Raw genomic sequence first — 20,159 nt, 5'->3', positions numbered from 1 at the left:
ATGGGCATCTAGCCATGTTTAAAGCTATTGATGTTTGGAAAAGACTCGATACAACTACAGCTGTCCGTTACCGGTGTTTTCAACGTTTAACGGATGGTCAATTCTGCGTACAAAGCGCCGATTACTACTATTTACCTATCCGTGAAGAACAAGTTAGGAGCTTAGATAGACAATTTCTGGAACTATTTGTGGAAGAGGCTCCTGATGAGCGGTGTGAGGTTTATCCTAGGCTAGAAGAAGCGATCGCTATGTACGAGAGTGAATTTGCGGACGATCTCACGGAACTTGAAGACCACCAACCTGACAGTGGACTAAAAAAAATCGCCTGAGGTTATGCAATCGTTGGATAATATTATCCAATGGAGGTTAGCGGACTCGAACCGCTGACATCCTGCTTGCAAAGCAGGCGCTCTACCAACTGAGCTAAACCCCCTTAATTTCGATCTGCCTTACTGATTGCAGCTTACTTTGTACACTTACCCATTTTGATCATCACACAAGTGGAGGTTAGCGGACTCGAACCGCTGACATCCTGCTTGCAAAGCAGGCGCTCTACCAACTGAGCTAAACCCCCTCGGGTCATGTGCACTTTAGTTAGTATACCTTATAGTATTTTATTGTAAAGGGGTAAAACAAAAAAAATGACCAAAATTGTTGCAGCATTTTATAAATTTGTCCGATTGCCGGATTTTGCCTTGAAACAACCCCCTTTGTTGGCATATTGCGAGGCACAAGATATAAAGGGAACAATTTTGTTGGCAGAGGAGGGCATTAACGGTACAATAGCCGGTTCACGCGACAGCATTGACGCTGTTCTAGCCTTTTTGCGCGCTGATCCCCGCCTAGCTGATCTAGAACATAAAGAGTCTTCTGCTGACTCTTTTCCATTTAACCGGATGAAGGTACGCCTAAAAAAAGAAATTGTCACAATCGGATTACCAGAAGCAGATCCAAATGAACGGGTTGGGATTTATGTAAGCCCCAAGGACTGGAATAACCTGATCTCTGATCCAGAGGTAACAGTCATAGATACCCGTAACGAGTATGAAGTCAATATTGGTACCTTCCAAAGAGCGGTAAATCCCCACACGAGTTCATTTCGCCAATTTCCTGAATACGTTCGCAACCACCTCGACCCCACTAAACACAAAAAGGTTGCTATGTTTTGTACAGGTGGAATTCGCTGCGAAAAAGCTTCTTCTTTTATGCTATCTGAAGGTTTCCAAGAAGTTTATCACCTCAAAGGCGGAATTCTCAAATATTTAGAGGAAATCCCAGATTCCGAAAGTTTATGGAATGGAGAGTGTTTCGTTTTTGATCAACGCATTGCTCTTCGTCAAGGTTTAGAACCAGGCACTTATGATATGTGTTCTAATTGTGGATATCCAATCTCCGAAGATGATAAACTTTCATCTAAGTACCAAGAAGGCATTTCCTGTCCTCACTGTTTTGAAGAGTGAGCAGGGAGCAGCCCCTGAGGGGAAGTCAAAAGTCAAAAGTCAAAAGTCAAAAGTTACGAACCAGGGGAGCAGAGGAGAATGAATTAGGTTGTTGAGCGAGTAGCTGCTCAGTTTTTAATACCCAATGCCCATTGTCCCATGCCCCATGCCCCATGCCCCATGCCCCATGCCCCATGCCCCATGCCCCATGCCCCATGCCCCATGCCCCATGCCCCATGCCCCATGCCCCATGCCCCATGCCCTACTTCTTCATCACTAATGTCAACCCATCCCCAATGGGGACTAAGCTAAGGGTGATGCGCATATCTTGATGCAGCATTTGATTAAAGGCTCGCATTCTATTGGTTCTGTTATCTTGTACTTGAGGATCTGCGACTCGCCCTGACCAAAGTACATTATCGATCGCAATCAATCCACCAGGACGTACAAGTTGTAGAGCAAGTGAATAATAACTGTCATAGTTTCTTTTGTCTGCATCAATGAAGGCAAAATCAAAAGTACCGCCCTCACCTTTTGCTAGCAATTGTTCTAGGGTGAACAGTGCTGGAGCAATGTGCAGGTCAATTTTATGCTCCACACCTGCTTTTTGCCACCAATGGCGCGCGATCGCTGTATACTCTTCACTCACATCACAAGCCACGACTTTACCTTCTGGTGGTAATGCTAATGCAATGGCAAGAGCGCTGTAGCCGGTAAATACTCCGATGTCTAAAGTTTTCTTTGCTTGCATTAACTGCACGAGCAAACGCATAAATTGCCCTTGTTCTGGAGAAATCTGCATTCTTGCCATTGGATGCTGGGCTGTTTCTTGCCTTAATTGGCTTAAAATTTCTGGTTCTTGCAAAGAAACTGAGAGCAAGTAATCATAAAGGTGTTTTTCCAGTCCCAAGGTTTGGTTGGTCATCTGCAATAGCTAATATGAATTGATACAAATCGTTGTAAAGTGTAAAGAGCCTTAATTTTAAATAATTGGGTCAAAAAGTAGTGACTGTCTTAGGTTTAGGCTAAACATTATAGTTGTTGCTGTATATTTAATAATTTCCTAAATTTCCTAAAAATTAGTAAACTAGCATACAATAGCGAATTCTACTTTAGTATAATGGCAGGGAGCTCATGACTCGTCCAATAATTCTCGGTATTGTCGGTGACAGTGCGGCAGGTAAAACAACACTAACTAGGGGCATTGCTCAGGTACTTGGCCCAGAGAATGTCACAATTATCTGTACAGATGATTACCACCGTTACGACCGGAAGCAACGTGCCGAGATTGGAATTACTGCGCTCCACCCTGACTGCAACTATCTAGATATCATGCAGCAACACCTGTCACAGTTAAGGACAGGACAGCCAATTCTCAAGCCAGTTTATAGCCACAAAACTGGTTCATTTGAACCACCAATATATATCAAGCCAAATAAATTTGTTATTGTTGAGGGATTACTCGGTTATTCAACCCGTGGCGCACGCGATAGCTACGATGTAAAAGTTTACCTTGCACCCCCTGAACCACTACGCGCAAAATGGAAAGTTAAGCGAGATACACAAAAGCGGGGTTACAGTGAAGAACAAGTCCTGGACGAACTGACAAAACGTGAACCAGACTCCGAGCAGTTTATCCGTCCACAACGGCAATGGTCAGATATAGTAGTGAGTTTCTATCCTCCAAGCGATGATATGGACGAAAGCAATGGACATCTAAATGTCCGTCTGATACTTCGCCCTACAATTCCCCATCCAGATTTTACCCAAATTATCTATTCTGGTGATGGTGCTAATTTAACCTCAGCAATTCGCTTAGGGTTAGATAGAGATATGGGTAAGCCTGTTGATGTTTTAGAAGTAGATGGTCATGCAACCTTAGAACAGGTTAATAAACTAGAACATATTATTTGTTCGGATATGCCCTACTTACGGAATATATGCGATCGCGAAAGCAACCCAGAGTTAGGAAAAGTTGCAGGTACAACTGGAGAGACGCTTCAAAGCTATCCCCTTGCTCTCACCCAGCTATTAATCACTTACCATATGCTCAGGGCAACACAAAACCATCAACTAGGTGAAACACAGGTAGTAGAACAATTGGTAAAAATTTAATAACAGGAGTCAGAATTCAGGAGTCAGGAGTCAGGAGAAGCCACTGCGGTGGACGGGTTTCCCGGTATAAAGCATGTGGCGTTCAGAATCATACTGAACTCCTTTTGGAATTTTTTTTAAGACGTTGAGATTTTTATAGCTTCCAGGGGATTACTAGAAATATAGCAGGTTGCATTTACATAAAATATACATCACCCAGCCATATTAGGTTATCCTTCTCCAAGTTAAGGAGAGGGGTGAAGGGTGATTTTTGTATTTAAGTGATTTGAAACCTGCTATAAACAAACTTATCATTTATTCCCTGAAGTTGCCTATGACTTACTGCCTTAGAATTGCCGATATACCTACAAATGAACGTCCCCGTGAAAGGTTATTAACTTATGGTCCTAAGGTGTTAGCAACAGCTGAATTAATTGCAATTCTACTAGGTACTGGACAAGGACACGGAAAACTTTCTGCGGTGGGATTGGGACAATATTTGTTGCAAGAATTGGGCAAACATCAGCGTGATGGCTTGGCAGTTTTGCGAGATGTCAGTGCTGCTGAGTTAATGCAAATTCCTGGTATTGGTCCAGCAAAAGCAACAACAATTCTAGCAGCAATTGAATTAGGCAAACGAGCTTTTCAATCGCGTCCAGGCGATCGCACAATCATTGATAGCCCTGCTGCTGCTGCTGCTGCCCTCAGTCAAGATCTAATGTGGCAAAATCAAGAAAGATTTGCAGTTGTATTGTTGGATGTCAAAAACCGTTTATTAGGCACCCAAGTCATTACAATTGGCACTGCTACTGAAACTTTAGCACCTCCCCGTGAGATTTTTCGAGAAGTTATTCGTCAAGGAGCAACACGAGTCATAGTCGCCCATAATCATCCTTCTGGAAATCTTGAACCTAGTAATAATGATATCGAACTAACCCGGCAGTTGTTAATTGGAGCACAATTTTTAGGTGTTCCTTTGCTAGATCACATTATTTTAGGTGATGGAAACTACCAAAGTTTACAGGAGATAACAACCCTATGGGATGAGTATCCGCAGGGAGATTGACCAAAATATCTCCTAAAGGGTAGAAACCTGTTTAAATAAAAAAATAGGATATTAGGGCTGAATGTCTACCAGAAACTTATGACAGAAGCAAGAAACGTACTAAACGGAAAACTAGAGCTGTGCTGTACTTCTCCCATGACTGGTTACTATCGGGATGGATTCTGTAATACTGGGGGTCAAGATTTTGGGTTACACGTTGTTTGCGCTCAAGTGACAGCAGAATTCTTGGAGTTCACCAAATCTCGCGGAAATGACCTTAGTACACCTGTTCCTGAATATAATTTTCCTGGTTTAAAACCTGGCGATCGCTGGTGTTTGTGTGCTTTGCGCTGGAAAGAAGCTTTCGATGCTGGTGTTGCTCCCCCAGTCGTTCTTTCTGCAACCCATCCTCGAGCTTTGGAAGTTGTTTCTCTTGAAGAACTAAAAAAACATGCCTTAACATCCTGATAAAACAGGATTTGGGCTATTTAATGCTCTTGCTTTAACCTTGTTAAATCCGGGTTGCGCTACCTTCAAATCAGCATTTAGTGTGGGTATCCTGCCCATTTCAGTCATAAAGTAGGGAGCAAGATGCTCCCACTACAGTCTTTTTGCAAAATAGGGATGCTCCCATTAGTTACACGCTCCAGTTTACTGTTATTAAATAATTTCCACTAAGTTATTGAGTTGTTTGATTACTAAGGTTAGCTTATTGTTATCGGTTCTTCAGTACTTGTTATTATTTTCTTAACTTGTTTACAACCTTCTTTTAAAGAAGCTTATTTAACATGATACAGCACATATAAAATAACTTTTGTGTAAACATGTTAAGCAACACAAAAATGATGATGAGAGGCTTAAAAGTTGTCACCCACACTATTATGGGTTGGGAGATGCCTATCATCAATCATGATCGCTTTATTTTAGAGGAAAAAATAATACCATATTTTGTAAATAACGAAGAATTTAGGAAAGTCCTATTTGTTGGATGTGGTTCTTACACTAAGCATTACGAGAAATGGTTTAAAAGACAAGAGTATTGGACAATTGATATTAATCCAATGAAAAAAATCTATGGAGCTAAAAGGCACATTGTTGGCTCGATAAGCGACTTAAATGTCTACTTCCAAAAAAATTATTTAGATTTAATCATCTGCAATGGAGTTTTTGGATGGGGATTGAATGAAAGAGATGAGGTTGAAAAAGCATTTGCAGCGTGCTTTGATAGTTTGCAAAAAGATGGTGTAATCATTATAGGATGGGATGATCTACCAGAAAGAAAGCCTTTCCCGTTAGAAACTTGTGAAAGCTTGAGTAAATTCCAACCATACTTTTTCCCACCGCTATCTACTACCAAGTATGAAAACTCGGAAGATGAAGGGGAACCCCACAGATATAATTTTTATGTGAAACGGGTGTAAGCTTTGATGAAGCGCTTCTGGCTAGTTAGCTAACGACTTTCTTTTAAACTCTAAAGAATTGCTCAATGTTAATAGCGACATTAAATGCCTCTATCAACATTAAGCGACATGGGTTGGGATTTTCCCATGTAAACCTAGTAGATAGGCGGATCTCAGAAACCCACACTGTTTTTCCCGATCAGTGTGAGTAGTTTGCTATCCCTCAACCTGAGAGCTATACTCGTCAGCAGTCATCGCATCGTCAATTTCACCTGAGTCATTAACACGCACTTTGAGTAACCAACCTTCTCCGTAAGGGTCATCTGCTAATTGCTCAGGAGATTCGAGTATGACATCGTTGCGTTCTATAACTATACCAGTAACAGGGGACTTCAAGTCTTCAACGGCTTTAACTGATTCGATATTGCCAAAGCTTTCTCCCTTGTTTAAAGCACCACCGATTTCTGGAAGTTCTAAAAAGACAATATCACCCAACTGATCGACAGCAAACGCGCTAATGCCAATGGTAGCAATTTCGCCTTCTAGCCGTACATATTCATGGGTATCTAGGTACCTCAAATCTGAAGGATATTCAAAATCCATAGTATTTCCTCTTCCTCTTCAAAAAAATTGTATCTTTAAGGACTAATAGCTAATATTAGTCAGGCAATTAGCAATTCGTCACGCGACGCGATTTGTTGATCGATAAAACGGACGTTTAACGACCACCGCTGGGTAAGTTTTGCCCCGAACCTCAACTTCTAGTTGCTGATCCACAGACGCGAGCTGGGTAGGAACATAAGCTAAGGCAATAGGGTAACCAAGTGTAGGTGATAGTGTACCACTAGTTACTTCTCCAACAACGACACCTTTTGACAATACTTGGTAGCCATGACGGGCTATATTACGTCCTTGCATTTGTAGTCCGACTAGTCGGCGATCAACTCCACTGGCTTTTTGGCGTTCCAGAATTGCCCGACCAATAAAATCACCTTTGGTATCCAGATGTACCAACCAACCAAGACCAGCTTCTAAAGGGGTAGTTGTGTCGTCGATATCTTGACCATAAAGCGCCATGGCAGCTTCTAGTCTGAGAGTATCTCTGGCACCCAGTCCACAGGGAACTACACCAGCATTAAGAAGGTTCTGCCACAATATAATACCTATATCTGGATCTACCATCACCTCAAATCCATCTTCACCAGTGTAACCTGTACGAGCGATAAAGGCTGGTTTATCTAGTACTGTTGCTTCCAAATGTCCAAATGCTTTGATTGGTGCTAAATTTTCTTTTACCAACGGCTGGAGACAGCTACTAGCTTTTGGTCCTTGGATAGCAATTAAGACTTTTTGGGGTGATACGTCTTGGAATTGAACCTGATCCGAGTTTATGTGCTGCAACAACCATGCTTTGTCTTTTGCAGTGGTTGCAGCATTCACAATAATCACTGCTTTTTGTTCTCCAGTCGAGTCTTCCCCTTGATGATAGAAAATGATGTCGTCAATAATTCCTGCTTGGGGATTCAACAATACTGTGTATTGTGCTTGACCAGGTTGCAAACGACTCAAATCCGAGGGAACTAAACGCTGAAGTTGGGAAACTAAGTCTTTTCCCTGAAGGGTAAATTTGCCCATGTGTGAAATGTCGAACATTCCTGCTGAATTTCTTACAGCTTCGTGTTCCCGGCTAATACCAACAAATTGTACTGGCATTTCCCAGCCGCCAAAGCTGGTTAATCGCGCTTTCAATTCTTGCGCAAGCCCAAATAAAGGCGTTCGAGTTAGGGATACGATTTTTTCTTGATTAGCCACGAGTCGTTTTGCTGTTCTAGGTAAACATCTTTTACCAGTATTACCGAATTACCGAGAAAGGAGTCAAAACATTGTATAAGGATTGGTAGTTAGGGGCGTTCACTTTGAAGTATTCTCGTATGGTAAAGTGGTTCGTTCGTACAAGTCTCTGCAACGTCCTTTTTTCAAAGCGGTACTATAACAGGTTGTATTTCGATAAATCCACCCTCCCTCCTGCTTGCGAAATCTATAAATTAGTTAGATATTTAATCTTGCGATTTAGTACGAATTGATTAAAGAAGAAGTAAATTTATTGTTTAACTTCTAGTGGAACAGTGTACTTAATCCTATAATTAGGGCTATTATTAAATACACTTTAGTCAAAGTAAAGTCATTGATAGCTTGATATTAAGCGTCAACCGTATATTATTTTCTGGCATCTACCCACAAACCTTGGTTTTTAAGTAAATCAAGTTTTGCTCAAATTGCATTCTTATGAATTTATAAACCAATTATTTAGTAGTTACTTACTAAAGTATGACCCATATTGTTCAAATAAGGGTTGATTTTTTTAATTAGGATAAAAATTATATGATGAAGAATCTAAGTTTACAAAACAAACTCTCTGCATCGTTTTTATTGTTAGGTGCCATAGTTTTGCTGGTAGGTACTATAGGTTATATAAGCAATGTTCAGTTATCGTTTCATATTAGAGATTTGGCACAGGATAGTCTGCCAAGCATTGATAGTTTGTGGCAAATCAACCAAGGCTTAACTCAAATTCAATCATCTGAAGAAACTTTAATTAATCCAAAAATTACATTAGATATTAGAGGTTCAGAAGTTCTGAAAATACAAAAATCTTTTGAACAAGTCCAACAGGCTCTTGACACCTATAATAGTAGAAGGTTTGATGATGATGATGATGAAAAAAGAATATTTAATGCTTTTGTTGCTTTGTATAAAAAATGGCATAATCATCATAAAGAATTTATGCGAATTTATAGACAATATGAAATAGACGGATTTAAGTCTCAAGATTTACTAGAAGCTTTAAGTAAGCAAGAATTTACGAAAAACAAGCCAGCATTAGAAGCAACAACTAGAACTCTTATAGGACTCTTAAATAAGGAGAGAGAAGAAGCAAATTTGCAACAAAAATCCTCTACAATCCAGGCACATACAACTACTTTATGGCTCATCATTACTGTACTTATCGGAACTGGATTATCTATTATTCTCGGAATTGTATTAAGTCGAAATATTGCTAAACCTATCAGTCGTTCTCTACGTAAGATTGTTAATTCTATTTTCATTCTTTCGGAGGAAATCACTAATGTAATTGGAAGACAGGAACTTATGGCAAATCAGCAAGCAGTTTCTGTTAATCAAACTACTATTACTATGGATGAAATGAGTACCTTTTCTCAGGAATCAGCACGACAAGCTGAATTATCTGCTACAGGAGCAAAACAAGTATTATCCTTAGCAGTGCAGGGAAACAAAAAGGTAAATCTAACCTTGGAAGAAATGGCAATTTTGAAAGATCAAGTTGAGGAAATATCTAATCAAATTTTAAATTTGAAAGATCAGGCTTATCAGATTCGTAAAATATCGAACCTTGTTAGTGAATTCGCCCATCGAACTAATGTGATAGCTTTAAATTCAGCATTAGAGGCTGAACGTGCAGGCGAGTACGGTAAGGGGTTTGCTATTGTTGCTTTTGAGGTAAGCAAATTAGCGAATCAAAGTCAGCAATCAGCACAGAGTATTAATCAGTTAGTTGCTGAACTTGAGGTAGCCCTTAACTCGGCGGTTAAAGTTACCAATCAAGGTACAAAAACTGTTGATAAAGGCGTAGATATCGCTTATCAAACAGCAGAAGCTTTTTCGTCTGTAGCTAATGCTATTAATAATATAGTCATCAACAGTCAACAAATTTCGCTTACAGCAAATCAACAAGCAATTGCTATTAAGCAAGTACTAGAAGCAATGAGTTCTCTCAATATTTCTGCTACACAAACAGCTGAGAGTATTACTCGAGTCAAAGAGAATAGCGAAATTCTAAATCAGACTGCTATGCAACTTAAACAAATGGTTTAGAGCCAATCAGAAAAATCTTGAGAAAAGTTAGAAAGAGATAATAGTTTAATCCGGCTATCATTGCGCGCAGATGCTTTTTCTGATGAGGTATTATATCCCCATTCCGCAAGGAAGAGTTTAACATCCTCTAAGTCTGGTTGTTGTTTAACTATCTCTAATGTTTTAAGTCGATCTTCGACAAACCATATACTTGCTGGTGAAGTACCTGTTGCATGAATTAGTTGTCGTAAAATTTCGTATTTTGGACGCTTAACTTCTTTCCCAAAAATCTTGTCTCTACTTAGAGAGATTCCTTGTTGCTCCAACAATTGCTGTATAAAACGCGCTTCTTTAGTAGAAATAATGTATAAAGATGTATCACGGGTAGTGGCTTTGATTTTTTCCACTACTCCTGGATAAAATCTATGTAGACTCAGCCAACCGTTTAAATCTTGAGCAATCCAATCGTCGCGGTTTTTGTCTAGTGCAGTACTAATTTTTGTTGATTTGAGATCATCTTGTTCTAAAATTGCTTTTGCGATCGCTTCCCAATCATTAAGAATTTTTTCTTCAGCTATCCCCTTCACTAAGGCTTTGATTAGAATAGGCATTTCCCAACCTGTTTCAATGACAGGTCTAAGACGATAGAATACTTCTGCTAAACCTTCTGGTGGTGTTTCCTCAGCAGCTAGCCAAATTTGACAATATGTACGCCATGATACCTTAAAATATTCAATCACTCCATCGCAAATGACACCATCAAAGTCTAAGGCGAGAATTTTTGGGGTACTTGGCATCGTTGTTTTGAAAGATGATGAGAACTGACCTTATTAGCTTACAGGAGAAACTGAAAGACAAATCTTAAATGAGTTGTAAACTCCTTCCCTCTTCCCGTTCTTCGTTTATTGACAGCGCTGTAATTGAGCTAACGAAACAACAACATCATCGATCGCGCGTCGTACAACTTTAATGGGTTGGTTGGATTGATTTACAATGATGCTAAAAGCCAGTGGTTGATAGTTGGGTGGAGTTATATATCCAGCTAAGGAAACAACACCATCCATTGAGCCTGTTTTTGCTTGTACAATACCCTCACCCTGTGTATGAAGATAACGGCTTTTCAATGTACCACTTTTTCCTGCAACTGGTAAAGAAGCACGATACGCATATGCTTCTTGTGATTTTGCCATTGCTTGCAAGGTTTGTACTAAAGCTTGCGGACTAACTAAGTTTTTGCGAGATAATCCTGAAGCATCCGCTAAAATATAACCACCTGGATCCACTCCTAACCGGGTTAAGGTTGCTTTCATCACGTCTAACCCAGCATCTGCGCTAGTTTTATTTTTATCTGTTGGTTTTTTGATGGTGGGTTGTGTTCGTTGTGCTTGCTGGAGAGAACTAGCACCAATCGATCTGAGTAAGGCTTCTGCAAAGAGATTATAACTGTTAAGGTTCATCTGTGCTAACAATTCCGGTAGTGGAGGAGATTCGACAGCAGCTAATTCTTGCTGCAAGCTGCTATTAGTAGATGATACGTAAGCCTGTCGGACTTTAATGTTTTGTGTTGCTAAAGCATTGCGGAAATGTTCCAAGAAGTATTCAGCAGGAGCAAAGACTGGTAAACTTATTGATTCAGGCTGAGAATTTACTGCTAAATTTCCTTGAATTTTTAAAATTGGTCTGGTTAAGTCGCGTGTAATGTTAATATCGTTTAGTTGATCTTCGCCTGTTGTGATTGACTGATTGACGATTTTCCAGTATTTGGCTTCGTTGCGATCGCTCCACACAATTTGTAAAGGTTGACCGACAATTTGTGGTAGTAGCTTTAAACTAAAAATATTTTGATTGAGAATAAGGCTATTAATAGGTGCGCCATAGTCTGACTGTATATCTTCCCATTGCCAAGAAGGATTGACAAGTTCTCCTTGAAAATACCCATCATCAACAATCAGTGACTTAACCTCCCGAATACCCTTCTGTTGCAATTGCTTTGCCAAAGCTATAAGCTGAATATCAGTTAAGCTGGGATCTCCTCTACCCACAACATGCAAAACACCATCACCGCTACTATATACAGACGTGCGAAAGCGAAAATTTTTACCTAATTGCTGTAGTACCGCCGCTGTTATTAGCAGTTTGTTAACGGAAGCTGGAACAAAGTATTTTTCAGCGTCTCGACTATAAAGAGTTTGCGCAAAGCCGAGGTTTTGCACTAAAATTCCCCAACGCATACGATTGAATTGAGGACGATTGATCACAGCATCTATAATTGCACCTAGCTGGTTTGGGCAAATTGATTTTGTGCTGATTGTTGGCGTTGGTGGAACTTGTGACTGTGCTTTAGCTGAGATTCCTAACTGCATATTAACAAGCAGCACTAGGAAACCTATAGAGATTCTTTTGAGCATTTCTATGACTACGCCTAAGCATTTAAGCTACTTTACTAACCGTTGGTTCCGGAAGCTTTTCACCCGTTGCTTCATAAGCCATAATTAGGGATTCTAAAGCTTCAATACCATTTGTGACAGCTTCCTCATAACTATCACCATGAGTTCGCCAACGTTGTCCGGGAAAATCAGGAAATCCTACCAAAAAGCAATTATCTTCTTCTGACCATTGAATCACCATTTGGTACTTAAATTTACTCATCTTCCTGTTTCTCCTGCTGTTTCTCCTTCACTTCTTTTATAGCTTGTTGCACATCCTTATTCTTGGTACGATTTAGCGTCTGAACTATCCTTACCTGAAATAGTGAGTTTTCCAAAGTATAAAGGATGTACCCAGTTAGTGTGGCTTCCTTTACCTGGGAGTTCTGTAAAACCTAATTGGCGTAGCATCTGTTTTAACTCCCTAATTTTCTTGGGTATTGTTCAGACATTAACTATCAACCACAGCATATTACCATAAGGAGAAAAAGCCGAGCGATTGGTGCTTGTTCTCTCCAGGATGCGATCCCGCTTCGCTATCGCGTATTATTGATACTAGTACAAATTGATACTCTTAAAATCAAAATAACCACGAAATTGATAGCATTTATCTGGAATCGCATCCTCTACATTTGTAGATTTGTCTGGGTATTCTTTTTAAGCAGCTTATTATCGATCAAAACTATGCATATTAGTATCCCAGATGCAACAAAAAAACGGTTTCACGCAGCTTGTGCTATCCGTGGTTTGAAAATGAGCCAAGTTGTGGCAGAACTCATTGAGCAATGGCTAGAAGTTAACGATTTTTCTGTCTCCACTGTGAAATTTGATGAATCTATGACAAAGGATAAACTAAGTTCGTAGTAACAGGGTGATGAGCACGATTGGCTGAGTGTTAAAGGCGTTAGCGATCGCGCAGCGTCTCGTAGAGAAGCTCACCGAAAGTATCGCGTAAAACGTACCACAAGAATCGTCAACTCCTATTAAACATATGGGAAATGATAAATTATGGGCTTATCCGGTCAACAGCGCAAAAAATTACAGGAAGCTTTAATAAATGCTTTTCCTAATATGGCGTCTCTAGAGCAGATGTTATCGTTTGAACTAAATAGGAATTTAAGAGCGATCGCACCTGAAGGCAGTTTACAACAAATTGTCTTTGTCCTAATACAAGCAGCAGACTCACAGGGATGGACTGAAGATTTAATTCGTGCTGCGTGTACGTCAAACCCTGGAAATCGACTATTAAAAACTACTGCTCAAGAATTATTGACAAATCAAGAAGAACAAATGCTTAACCGTGAAATAATCCCAGCAGCGGAGGAAAAACAGAAAGGAAAGTTTTGGGCGTTATTAGTCGGTGTGAATCATTATGATGATCGTAACATTAAACAGTTAGAGTTTTGTGTAAATGACGTTCAGGCTTTACAGAGAAATCTGACTAAGCTAGACTACGAAGTTTTTTGTCTCCATGATGGACTCAATGATAAAGACGCACCGACTCGTAGAAACGTAAAGACAAAACTTAATATACTTTCTCAATCACTTCAACCTAATGATCTCCTTTGGGTACATTTCTCATGTCATGGAACTTTGACTCCTGAGACAAAAGAGCCTGTTTTGATACTAAAGGACACCGAATCTTCTCTTTTAGATGATGAATCCGAAGTTTTATCCGTAGCACAAGTCGAGAGCTATATGAGAAAAAGCGGATCCCATAAGCTAATACTGACATTAGATGCTTGCCACAGTGGAGTCAACATAGGTAGAGATGTCATTGATCAACAAGAGTTTTTTGAGAATGTGCATCAAAAAGCTGAAGGTTTTGTTCTACTTGCAGCAGCTACAGCAAATCAAAAGGCTTATGAAGATGGGGAAAATGGGATTTTCACACATTTTCTACTACAAGGATTAAATAGCCAGAAAGTTAGGGAAAATAAGAACTTTATTACTGTTTATCAGCTTTATTCGTACGTATTGAATGAATTGAGAAAATGGGGGGTTCAAAATAGTCGTTTGCAGTTTCCTACACAACGTATTGAGGGATTAGGCGATATCATTCTTGCTTACTACGCAGAGAATATCGTAAAATTAAATGAAAACCCAGTTAATAAAACCACAGGGTCAGAATCTAATAGCGTACAAAACCTTAAAAGAAAGAGTCAGATCAAAAGTATGAAATCCCCACGTGAACAACTTCGTCTTCAAGAGGAACTTGAAGATCTTCTAGAAGAACAGGAGGCTTCTAAAAAACAATATCGTTCAACAATAGATGAAGCTGAACGCGTCCGTTTGAAAAGAAAACTTGATAATTTAGATAGCCAAATAACTGAGCTTGAAGGTCAGATAAATGATATATAAATTATAGTGTTTATTTTTGTAGATATACCAATTTAATAATTAGAACTAAATTTCTTGGAATGTCCCTTACTTCTAATAGAAAAGAAATTGTATTACAAATTGCAGATCTTGAAAGAGAGCGGGATGAATCTCTAGAACAATATCGTTCAACAATAGACGAGGCTCAACGAATCCGTTTGAAAAGGAAACTTGAGGGAGATAGTAAAAAAATAGATAAATTATACAATCTATTAGATAAAAAAGATATAAGCGGAGATTCTAATCACCGTCGCTCTTGCGCTTTAGAAGAAAAGCTTCCTAAAATTGACTTTAAGGAACAAATTGAGACGGTAAGAAATATTCTGGAGGAATGCGCAGAAGATGGTGCTGTCCTTTTTCTTGTAAACGATAGCTTAAATATGGCGGGCAACTTATTTTGTTTACAACTGCGAAAAATACTAAACGATGAGACAACAGATTTCAGGTATTTTCCAATATCTTTTTCACTTGACGTAAGACTGGATGAAATAGGGTTTTTGCAACGACTAGGAGATCATTTAGGTATGGATACAATAGAAACGGAGGAAGAGTATATAAAAATAATTGAAAAGTTTTTTTGTTTTATGGAAAATGGAACTATCATTTTTATAGAATTAAACAAAATAAATTTATTGTCCGACATGAAATCTTTTTTTGGATGGCTTGTTAATAAATTTTGGAAGACATTGGTGAAAACAATACGTCTAAATTGCGAGATAAAAGATATTGAGCAAATAAAATTCATAATTCTTGCTATATCAGACACCAATACTGATGAAGAATATTTAAATTCTTCTTTTTTTTGTACAGAAATAGACTTTGATAGAAATAAAATTTTAGCAATCCCTTTAAAAGAGTGGAGTAAGAAAGATATTCACAGTTGGCTAATCAAATATTCAGGACTACCAAAACATAAAATTAGTTCAATTGCTAATGATGTTTACAAGTCAAGTAACGGTGGTAATCCTAAATATATTTGTGATGCATTAATGAGTACATTGAGTTAGCTTTTTATGGAATAGCTTATGAATTTCTCTAATAATAAATTGAAGTTTGAAAATGATCCTAAACTCCGACCTAAGAATTCACACGAAGATTCCCCACAAAAGCCAGAACCTTATGTGATTTCTGAGGAATTAAAAAAAGCTGTAAATTTAGCAATTTATCTCCGAAGACCATTATTACTAGAAGGAGACGCTGGGTGTGGTAAAACTCGTCTCGCTTCAGCTGTTGCTTATGAGTTAGGTTTTCCTCTTTATCGCTGGGATATACGCTCTACAACAAAAGCTCAAGATGGACTTTACGAATACGATGCAATTTTACGGCTGCACGATGTACAAACACAAAAAGTAGAAAAAATTCCACCAGTAAACCAAGAAGAAACGAGCGAAAATCGTAACCCTGCTGATCCTAAAGACTATCGTACATTTGGTGCATTAGGAAAAGCGTTTAAACTAGAAGATTGTCCAGCAGTTGTATTAATTGATGAAATCGATAAAGCTGATTTAGATTTCCCAAATGATTTGCTAACTGTATTAGATGAACCTTGGGAATTTAAGATTAAGGAAACTGGAGAAACGGTTTGCGCTACCCATAAACCAATTGTGATCATCACCAGTAATAAGGAAAAAGGTAACTTACCTGCGCCATTTTTGCGGCGTTGCTTATATCATTACGTAGATTTTCCTAATAAGTCGGAGCAGTTGCAAGAGATTGTTGAAAAGCACTACCAAATTTCTCAACAAGCACCACCACCAAGCGCTTTAGTAGAAACTGCTATTAATCGCTTTTTAACCGTGTGGAATGAGGGTGGACTCTTCAAGAAACCAGGAACCAGCGAATTTCTTGATTGGCTGAAGGCGTTACACAAGTTCGAGCCAAAACCTTATAGCGCAACACAACTAAAAAAGGATAAATTGCTTCCCTACCCCGAGTTACTATTTAAGCTTCAGCAAGATTGGAAAAAATATGCTCAAGCGTCATGAATTCCTTTAACCCCCAAGATTTGATGACTCGCGCCTTTATTCGTCTGCGCCAAACTGGTTTTGGGCTTGGTGTAGGAGAGTTATTGGCTGCAAAGCAAGCTGTTGAGGGAGGATTTGGAGAGGATGAAACAGAACTAGCAGGGACATTGAGAATTTTATGGTGTCACTCTCCATCTGAGCAAAGCCAGTTTGATGGTGTTTGGGAGTCTCTCATCAGTTCAACCTCAAAACAGGCTGAAAAAAAACCTCCCAAAGAGCTAAAGCCTGAACCTTCTGTTCAAGAACGGGTTGAGGAACCCCAAGAAATAGCGACACCACCACCCGCTGAGGAGAAAGTAACTGAGATTAAAACGGAACGTGAACTTTCATCACTACCAATTCGCGCACCGTTTACACCAGCAGAAACAGAAGACACTTCTACATTACAGACATACTATCCTATTTCTCGTCGTTCCATGATCTACTGTTGGCGATATTTACGCCGACCTGCTGCTGATGGTTCACTAGATATATTAGATATTAATGCCACGATTGAGCAAGCGACTCACCAGGGATTTTACATAGCTCCAGTCTACCGCAGAAGAGAACGAAATAATGCTCATTTATTATTACTGGTTGATCAAAATGGATCAATGACTCCGTTTCACCGCTTCACCCGTGATTTAGTAGAAACAGCACTCTATGAAAGTTCTCTACAACCAGAAAAAGTTAACGTCTTTTATTTTCATAACGTCCCCGCTGCCAATGTTTACAAAGACATCTACCTAACAGAACCAATTGCTTTACAAACAGTATTAGCAACCTGCGATAATGAAACTAGTGTATTGATTGTGAGTGATGCGGGCTCTGCACGAGGTTATCGTGAATTAAAGCGAATTCAGGCAACTAGCAGTTTTCTCGCTCAACTAAAACGGCACACTTCTTTAATTGCTTGGTTAAATCCTATGCCAGAAAAACGTTGGGATGGGAGTTCAGCAGAAATTACTGCTGTTTTAGTACCAATGTACCAAATGGATAATAATGGCTTAAGTAATGCTATTGACATCGTTCGCGGACAACCATTACAACACTTTCACACTCGTTTCTCATGACAACTGAGACTGATGCAGCACAATTACGAGAACAGGCGATTCAAGCAGTAGATCGGTTTGTTTGGCGTTTCGATAAGTCGTACCGACTACTGGCTTACCATGCTGCATTACCTTTGGTGTTAACTCCAGAATTAGTGAACTATTTACGCAATCAGTTTTTACGAGGTGACGAAGTTCCTTGGGTAGCAGAGGTTGATCTTTTGTTGTCTGATTTGTGTAGTCAAGTCGGGTATGAACTTTATGCGATGGATACTCACGTACGAGCATATTTGCTGGGGGAAATGAAGCAAGAGTATGGTGAGCAGAGAATGCGGGAAGTCGCACAGGTTTTATATAGCTATGTTAATTATCTAAGTCGGCTAAATCCAGGAAGACGACAAAAAGAAATAGAAGCCCAAAGATGGGCAGCAATGGTATATTTAGGAGATGAAAAGTCCAAAGAAGCAGCAAAACAGATCGCCCAACGACTTGCAGAAACTACTAGTGCAGCAGATTCGGAAAGCATCACTGAGTCAGGAACGCGCGCGGAATTCGCACGATTGGCGCGTATTACTGAAGAGTTAAAATATCAATTACAAAATCAACCAGCTTTATTAGAGTGTGCAAGGCTTGTACAGCGACTCTTAAAAACACCAAATGATGTTACTCAAGAAGAAGTGCGTCGTTCTTATGAGGTAGAGGGTGTTCAAGTGAGTCTTCCGAATGCTTTGTTACCAAAAGGTTTCAGAGATCGTCAGGATACGGTACCTACTCTTGAAGGTTTCCCACCAATAAAACCTTTTGAATTTGACGTTGCTACTATACAGGTTAATCAATCTGCTGAAGTTAGTACAGATAATCCTCTTGAAATTTTGCAAGAGGCGGTTTTTACTAAAACAGGAAAATATCTCCAAGACGTTGAACGGTTAGTACTAGAGGGAACATTAGCTAACCAAACCTATGAGCAAATTTCAGCATCAGCAGAATACTCTGTACGTTTTCTCTCAAATGTTGCTGGTAAACTATGGAAAGTTTTATCAGAAGTGCTTGGGGAAAAAGTCACCAAAAAAAATCTACAAAAACTTGTTGAAAAGTGGATTGCTCATCCCCATTTAACCATTCACCGTGATCGACAGCAGGCTCAAGGTTTTAGCGAAGATTTAGGGAATGGGGTTCACCTAGAGATGGTATTGATTCCTGAAGGAAGCTTCTTGATGGGATCGCCGGAAGATGAACTTGAGCGATCTGATGACGAAAGTCCTCAACACCGAGTCAGCGTTAAACAATTTTTTATGGGGAAATATCCAGTAACCCAAGCTCAGTGGAAAGCTGTAGCGTCTTTACCACAAGTCAATCGGGAACTGAAACCTGAACCATCTCATTTTAAAGGAGAAGATCGTCCAGTCGAGAGTGTTTCGTGGTATGATGCTGTAGAGTTTTGCGATCGCTTAACGCGTCACCTGTCCCAAAACACTGGCAGATCCTATGGATTGCCAAGTGAAGCCCAATGGGAATATGCTTGTCGCGCAGGTACAACAACTCCGTTTCATTTTGGTGAAACAATTACATCCGATTTGGCAAATTATAATGCCGACTATACTTATGGCGTTGGGGTTAAAGGAATTTCTCGAGGAGAAACAACACTTGTAGGTAGCTTTGGCGTGGCAAATGCCTTTGGTTTATACGATATGCACGGTAATGTTTGGGAATGGTGCGCTGACCATTGGCATGAGAACTATGAAGGAGCGTCTAACGATGAAACTATATGGCTATCTAGCGATGAAGGGTCTAGCCGAGTGCTGCGCGGTGGTTCGTGGAACTTCAATCCTCCTTCCTCCCGTTGCGCGTATCGCTACAGGTTCTACCCGGACTACGACAACGACATCGGGTTCCGGGTTGTGTTCGATGTTTCGCCGAGGACTTAGTACCCCTTGGCACTTTTGCCCTCTTCCCCTTGACCCTTCTTCTCTTAGCCCTTAGAGAGTGTAGCGGAGCGGAACGATCTTTTTTTTATTTGACTTTAATCACTTTAACATATAAATTTAAGTCTGTAAATGGCACTTTTATATTTTTCTCAAAAAACTAATGGAAGAATTACCTATTATACAGAAGACATACGACTTGATTCGATGGTATGTTCCAATTCTTAACCGCTTACCTCAGCATCATAAATTTATATTAGGGGATAGAATGATAAACGGGCTATATAATATATTCGATGGGTTAATTGCCGCTCGCTATGCTAATGAAAAGCTGCCACAATTAGAAGCAATAAGCACTCAATTACATATTTTACGTCATCAAACGCGACTTCTGCTAGATTTCCAGCTAATAGCTGTGCCTCGTTACGAATATGCAGGAAAATTTATTAACGAAATTGGTATGGAGCTAGGTGCTTGGATTAAACAGCAAAATAAACGTCAGCACGCTAACAACTAAATTTAACAT

General features: G+C 39.6%; 21 protein-coding genes, 2 tRNA genes and 1 pseudogene. 14 read left to right on the top strand and 10 right to left on the bottom strand.

From position 1 onward, the window contains the following. Positions 1–14: 14 nt before the first annotated feature. Positions 15–329, top strand: coding sequence for a hypothetical protein (locus tag G4P69_RS14675; protein ID WP_208342428.1), 315 nt, complete (start codon positions 15–17; stop codon positions 327–329). 31 nt (positions 330–360) lie between these two features. On the opposite strand, the gene G4P69_RS14670 is transcribed toward G4P69_RS14675, so the two are convergent. Both G4P69_RS14670 and G4P69_RS14665 read right to left on the bottom strand, forming a co-directional pair. After that, a tRNA-Ala gene (locus G4P69_RS14670) sits at positions 361–433 on the bottom strand. A 68-nt stretch (positions 434–501) separates the two neighbouring features. Then, positions 502–574, bottom strand: a tRNA-Ala gene (locus G4P69_RS14665). Between the two features lie 67 nt (positions 575–641). Here G4P69_RS14665 and trhO point away from each other — a divergent pair. Continuing rightward, entirely contained in the window at positions 642–1,460 is an 819-nt protein-coding gene (gene trhO / locus G4P69_RS14660) for an oxygen-dependent tRNA uridine(34) hydroxylase TrhO (RefSeq protein ID WP_208342430.1), read from the top strand. Positions 1,461–1,506: 46 nt separating this feature from the next. Here trhO and G4P69_RS14655 read toward each other — a convergent pair whose 3' ends face one another. Together G4P69_RS14655 and G4P69_RS14650 are read right to left on the bottom strand one after the other, a co-directional pair. Beyond that, positions 1,507–1,698, bottom strand: coding sequence for a hypothetical protein (locus tag G4P69_RS14655; protein ID WP_208350452.1), 192 nt, complete (start codon positions 1,696–1,698; stop codon positions 1,507–1,509). 3 nt (positions 1,699–1,701) lie between these two features. Next, a complete protein-coding gene (locus G4P69_RS14650; RefSeq protein ID WP_208342432.1) occupies positions 1,702–2,364 on the bottom strand; it encodes a class I SAM-dependent methyltransferase in 663 nt (220 codons plus the stop codon). 209 nt (positions 2,365–2,573) lie between these two features. Here G4P69_RS14650 and G4P69_RS14645 point away from each other — a divergent pair, with 209 nt between their 5' ends. From G4P69_RS14645 to G4P69_RS14630, 4 genes are all read left to right on the top strand, one after another. After that, a complete protein-coding gene (locus G4P69_RS14645) occupies positions 2,574–3,554 on the top strand; it encodes a phosphoribulokinase (RefSeq protein ID WP_208342434.1) in 981 nt (326 codons plus the stop codon). A gap of 313 nt (positions 3,555–3,867) precedes the next feature. Beyond that, positions 3,868–4,599 carry a RadC family protein gene (gene radC, locus G4P69_RS14640; RefSeq protein WP_208346641.1) on the top strand — a complete coding sequence of 244 codons (732 nt, stop codon included), beginning with the start codon at positions 3,868–3,870 and terminating at the stop codon, positions 4,597–4,599. A 78-nt stretch (positions 4,600–4,677) separates the two neighbouring features. After that, complete coding sequence (locus tag G4P69_RS14635; protein WP_208350450.1) at positions 4,678–5,046, top strand: DUF2237 family protein; 369 nt, start codon at positions 4,678–4,680, stop codon at positions 5,044–5,046. A gap of 356 nt (positions 5,047–5,402) precedes the next feature. Continuing rightward, positions 5,403–5,999: a methyltransferase domain-containing protein gene (locus tag G4P69_RS14630; protein ID WP_208346180.1), complete on the top strand. Its 597-nt coding sequence runs from the start codon at positions 5,403–5,405 to the stop codon at positions 5,997–5,999. A gap of 195 nt (positions 6,000–6,194) precedes the next feature. Here G4P69_RS14630 and gcvH read toward each other — a convergent pair whose 3' ends face one another. Continuing rightward, the gene (gene gcvH, locus G4P69_RS14625) at positions 6,195–6,581 is read right to left on the bottom strand and encodes a glycine cleavage system protein GcvH (RefSeq protein ID WP_208346179.1); all 387 of its coding nucleotides are present in this window, start codon (positions 6,579–6,581) and stop codon (positions 6,195–6,197) included. A 78-nt stretch (positions 6,582–6,659) separates the two neighbouring features. Next, positions 6,660–7,790 carry a glycine cleavage system aminomethyltransferase GcvT gene (gcvT, locus tag G4P69_RS14620; RefSeq protein WP_208350448.1) on the bottom strand — a complete coding sequence of 377 codons (1,131 nt, stop codon included), beginning with the start codon at positions 7,788–7,790 and terminating at the stop codon, positions 6,660–6,662. A 570-nt stretch (positions 7,791–8,360) separates the two neighbouring features. On the opposite strand from gcvT, the gene G4P69_RS14615 reads away from it, so the two are divergent. After that, complete coding sequence (locus tag G4P69_RS14615; protein ID WP_208350446.1) at positions 8,361–9,872, top strand: HAMP domain-containing methyl-accepting chemotaxis protein; 1,512 nt, start codon at positions 8,361–8,363, stop codon at positions 9,870–9,872. Here G4P69_RS14615 and G4P69_RS14610 read toward each other — a convergent pair. From G4P69_RS14610 to G4P69_RS14595, 4 genes and pseudogenes are all read right to left on the bottom strand, one after another. Beyond that, a complete protein-coding gene (locus G4P69_RS14610; RefSeq protein ID WP_208342674.1) occupies positions 9,869–10,648 on the bottom strand; it encodes an HAD family hydrolase in 780 nt (259 codons plus the stop codon). The genes G4P69_RS14615 and G4P69_RS14610 overlap by 4 nt on opposite strands. A 105-nt stretch (positions 10,649–10,753) precedes the next feature. Continuing rightward, a complete protein-coding gene (gene dacB, locus G4P69_RS14605; protein WP_208342675.1) occupies positions 10,754–12,259 on the bottom strand; it encodes a D-alanyl-D-alanine carboxypeptidase/D-alanyl-D-alanine endopeptidase in 1,506 nt (501 codons plus the stop codon). Positions 12,260–12,281: 22 nt separating this feature from the next. Then, complete coding sequence (locus tag G4P69_RS14600; RefSeq protein ID WP_208342676.1) at positions 12,282–12,500, bottom strand: type II toxin-antitoxin system HicB family antitoxin; 219 nt, start codon at positions 12,498–12,500, stop codon at positions 12,282–12,284. Next, positions 12,493–12,718: pseudogene (locus G4P69_RS14595) on the bottom strand (type II toxin-antitoxin system HicA family toxin). Before G4P69_RS14595 ends, G4P69_RS14600 begins: the two are co-directional and overlap by 8 nt. Positions 12,719–12,961: 243 nt before the next feature. On the opposite strand from G4P69_RS14595, the gene G4P69_RS14590 reads away from it, so the two are divergent. From G4P69_RS14590 to avd, 7 genes are all read left to right on the top strand, one after another. Next, on the top strand, positions 12,962–13,141 hold the full coding sequence (locus G4P69_RS14590; RefSeq protein WP_208342677.1) for a plasmid partition protein ParG: 180 nt from the start codon (positions 12,962–12,964) through the stop codon (positions 13,139–13,141). A gap of 144 nt (positions 13,142–13,285) precedes the next feature. Then, on the top strand, positions 13,286–14,638 hold the full coding sequence (locus G4P69_RS14585; RefSeq protein ID WP_208342678.1) for an effector-associated domain EAD1-containing protein: 1,353 nt from the start codon (positions 13,286–13,288) through the stop codon (positions 14,636–14,638). A gap of 59 nt (positions 14,639–14,697) precedes the next feature. Beyond that, positions 14,698–15,663: a hypothetical protein gene (locus G4P69_RS14580; protein ID WP_208342679.1), complete on the top strand. Its 966-nt coding sequence runs from the start codon at positions 14,698–14,700 to the stop codon at positions 15,661–15,663. 18 nt (positions 15,664–15,681) lie between these two features. After that, positions 15,682–16,641, top strand: a complete 960-nt coding sequence (locus tag G4P69_RS14575; protein WP_208342680.1) for an AAA family ATPase — start codon at positions 15,682–15,684, stop codon at positions 16,639–16,641. Beyond that, positions 16,638–17,732: a VWA domain-containing protein gene (locus G4P69_RS14570; RefSeq protein ID WP_208342681.1), complete on the top strand. Its 1,095-nt coding sequence runs from the start codon at positions 16,638–16,640 to the stop codon at positions 17,730–17,732. Before G4P69_RS14575 ends, G4P69_RS14570 begins: the two co-directional genes overlap by 4 nt. Next, the gene (locus tag G4P69_RS14565; protein ID WP_208342683.1) at positions 17,729–19,636 is read left to right on the top strand and encodes a formylglycine-generating enzyme family protein; all 1,908 of its coding nucleotides are present in this window, start codon (positions 17,729–17,731) and stop codon (positions 19,634–19,636) included. Before G4P69_RS14570 ends, G4P69_RS14565 begins: the two co-directional genes overlap by 4 nt. A 160-nt stretch (positions 19,637–19,796) precedes the next feature. Further along, entirely contained in the window at positions 19,797–20,150 is a 354-nt protein-coding gene (gene avd, locus G4P69_RS14560; RefSeq protein ID WP_208342685.1) for a diversity-generating retroelement protein Avd, read from the top strand. The last annotated feature ends 9 nt before the right edge of the window (positions 20,151–20,159 follow it).

Origin of the sequence: Aetokthonos hydrillicola CCALA 1050 (assembly GCF_017591665.1) — a bacterium.
In the GTDB taxonomy this organism is placed as follows: domain Bacteria; phylum Cyanobacteriota; class Cyanobacteriia; order Cyanobacteriales; family Nostocaceae; genus Aetokthonos; species Aetokthonos hydrillicola.
The sequence above is the reverse complement of the archived record's forward strand: the minus strand, read 5'-3'. Positions and strand labels throughout refer to the sequence as shown.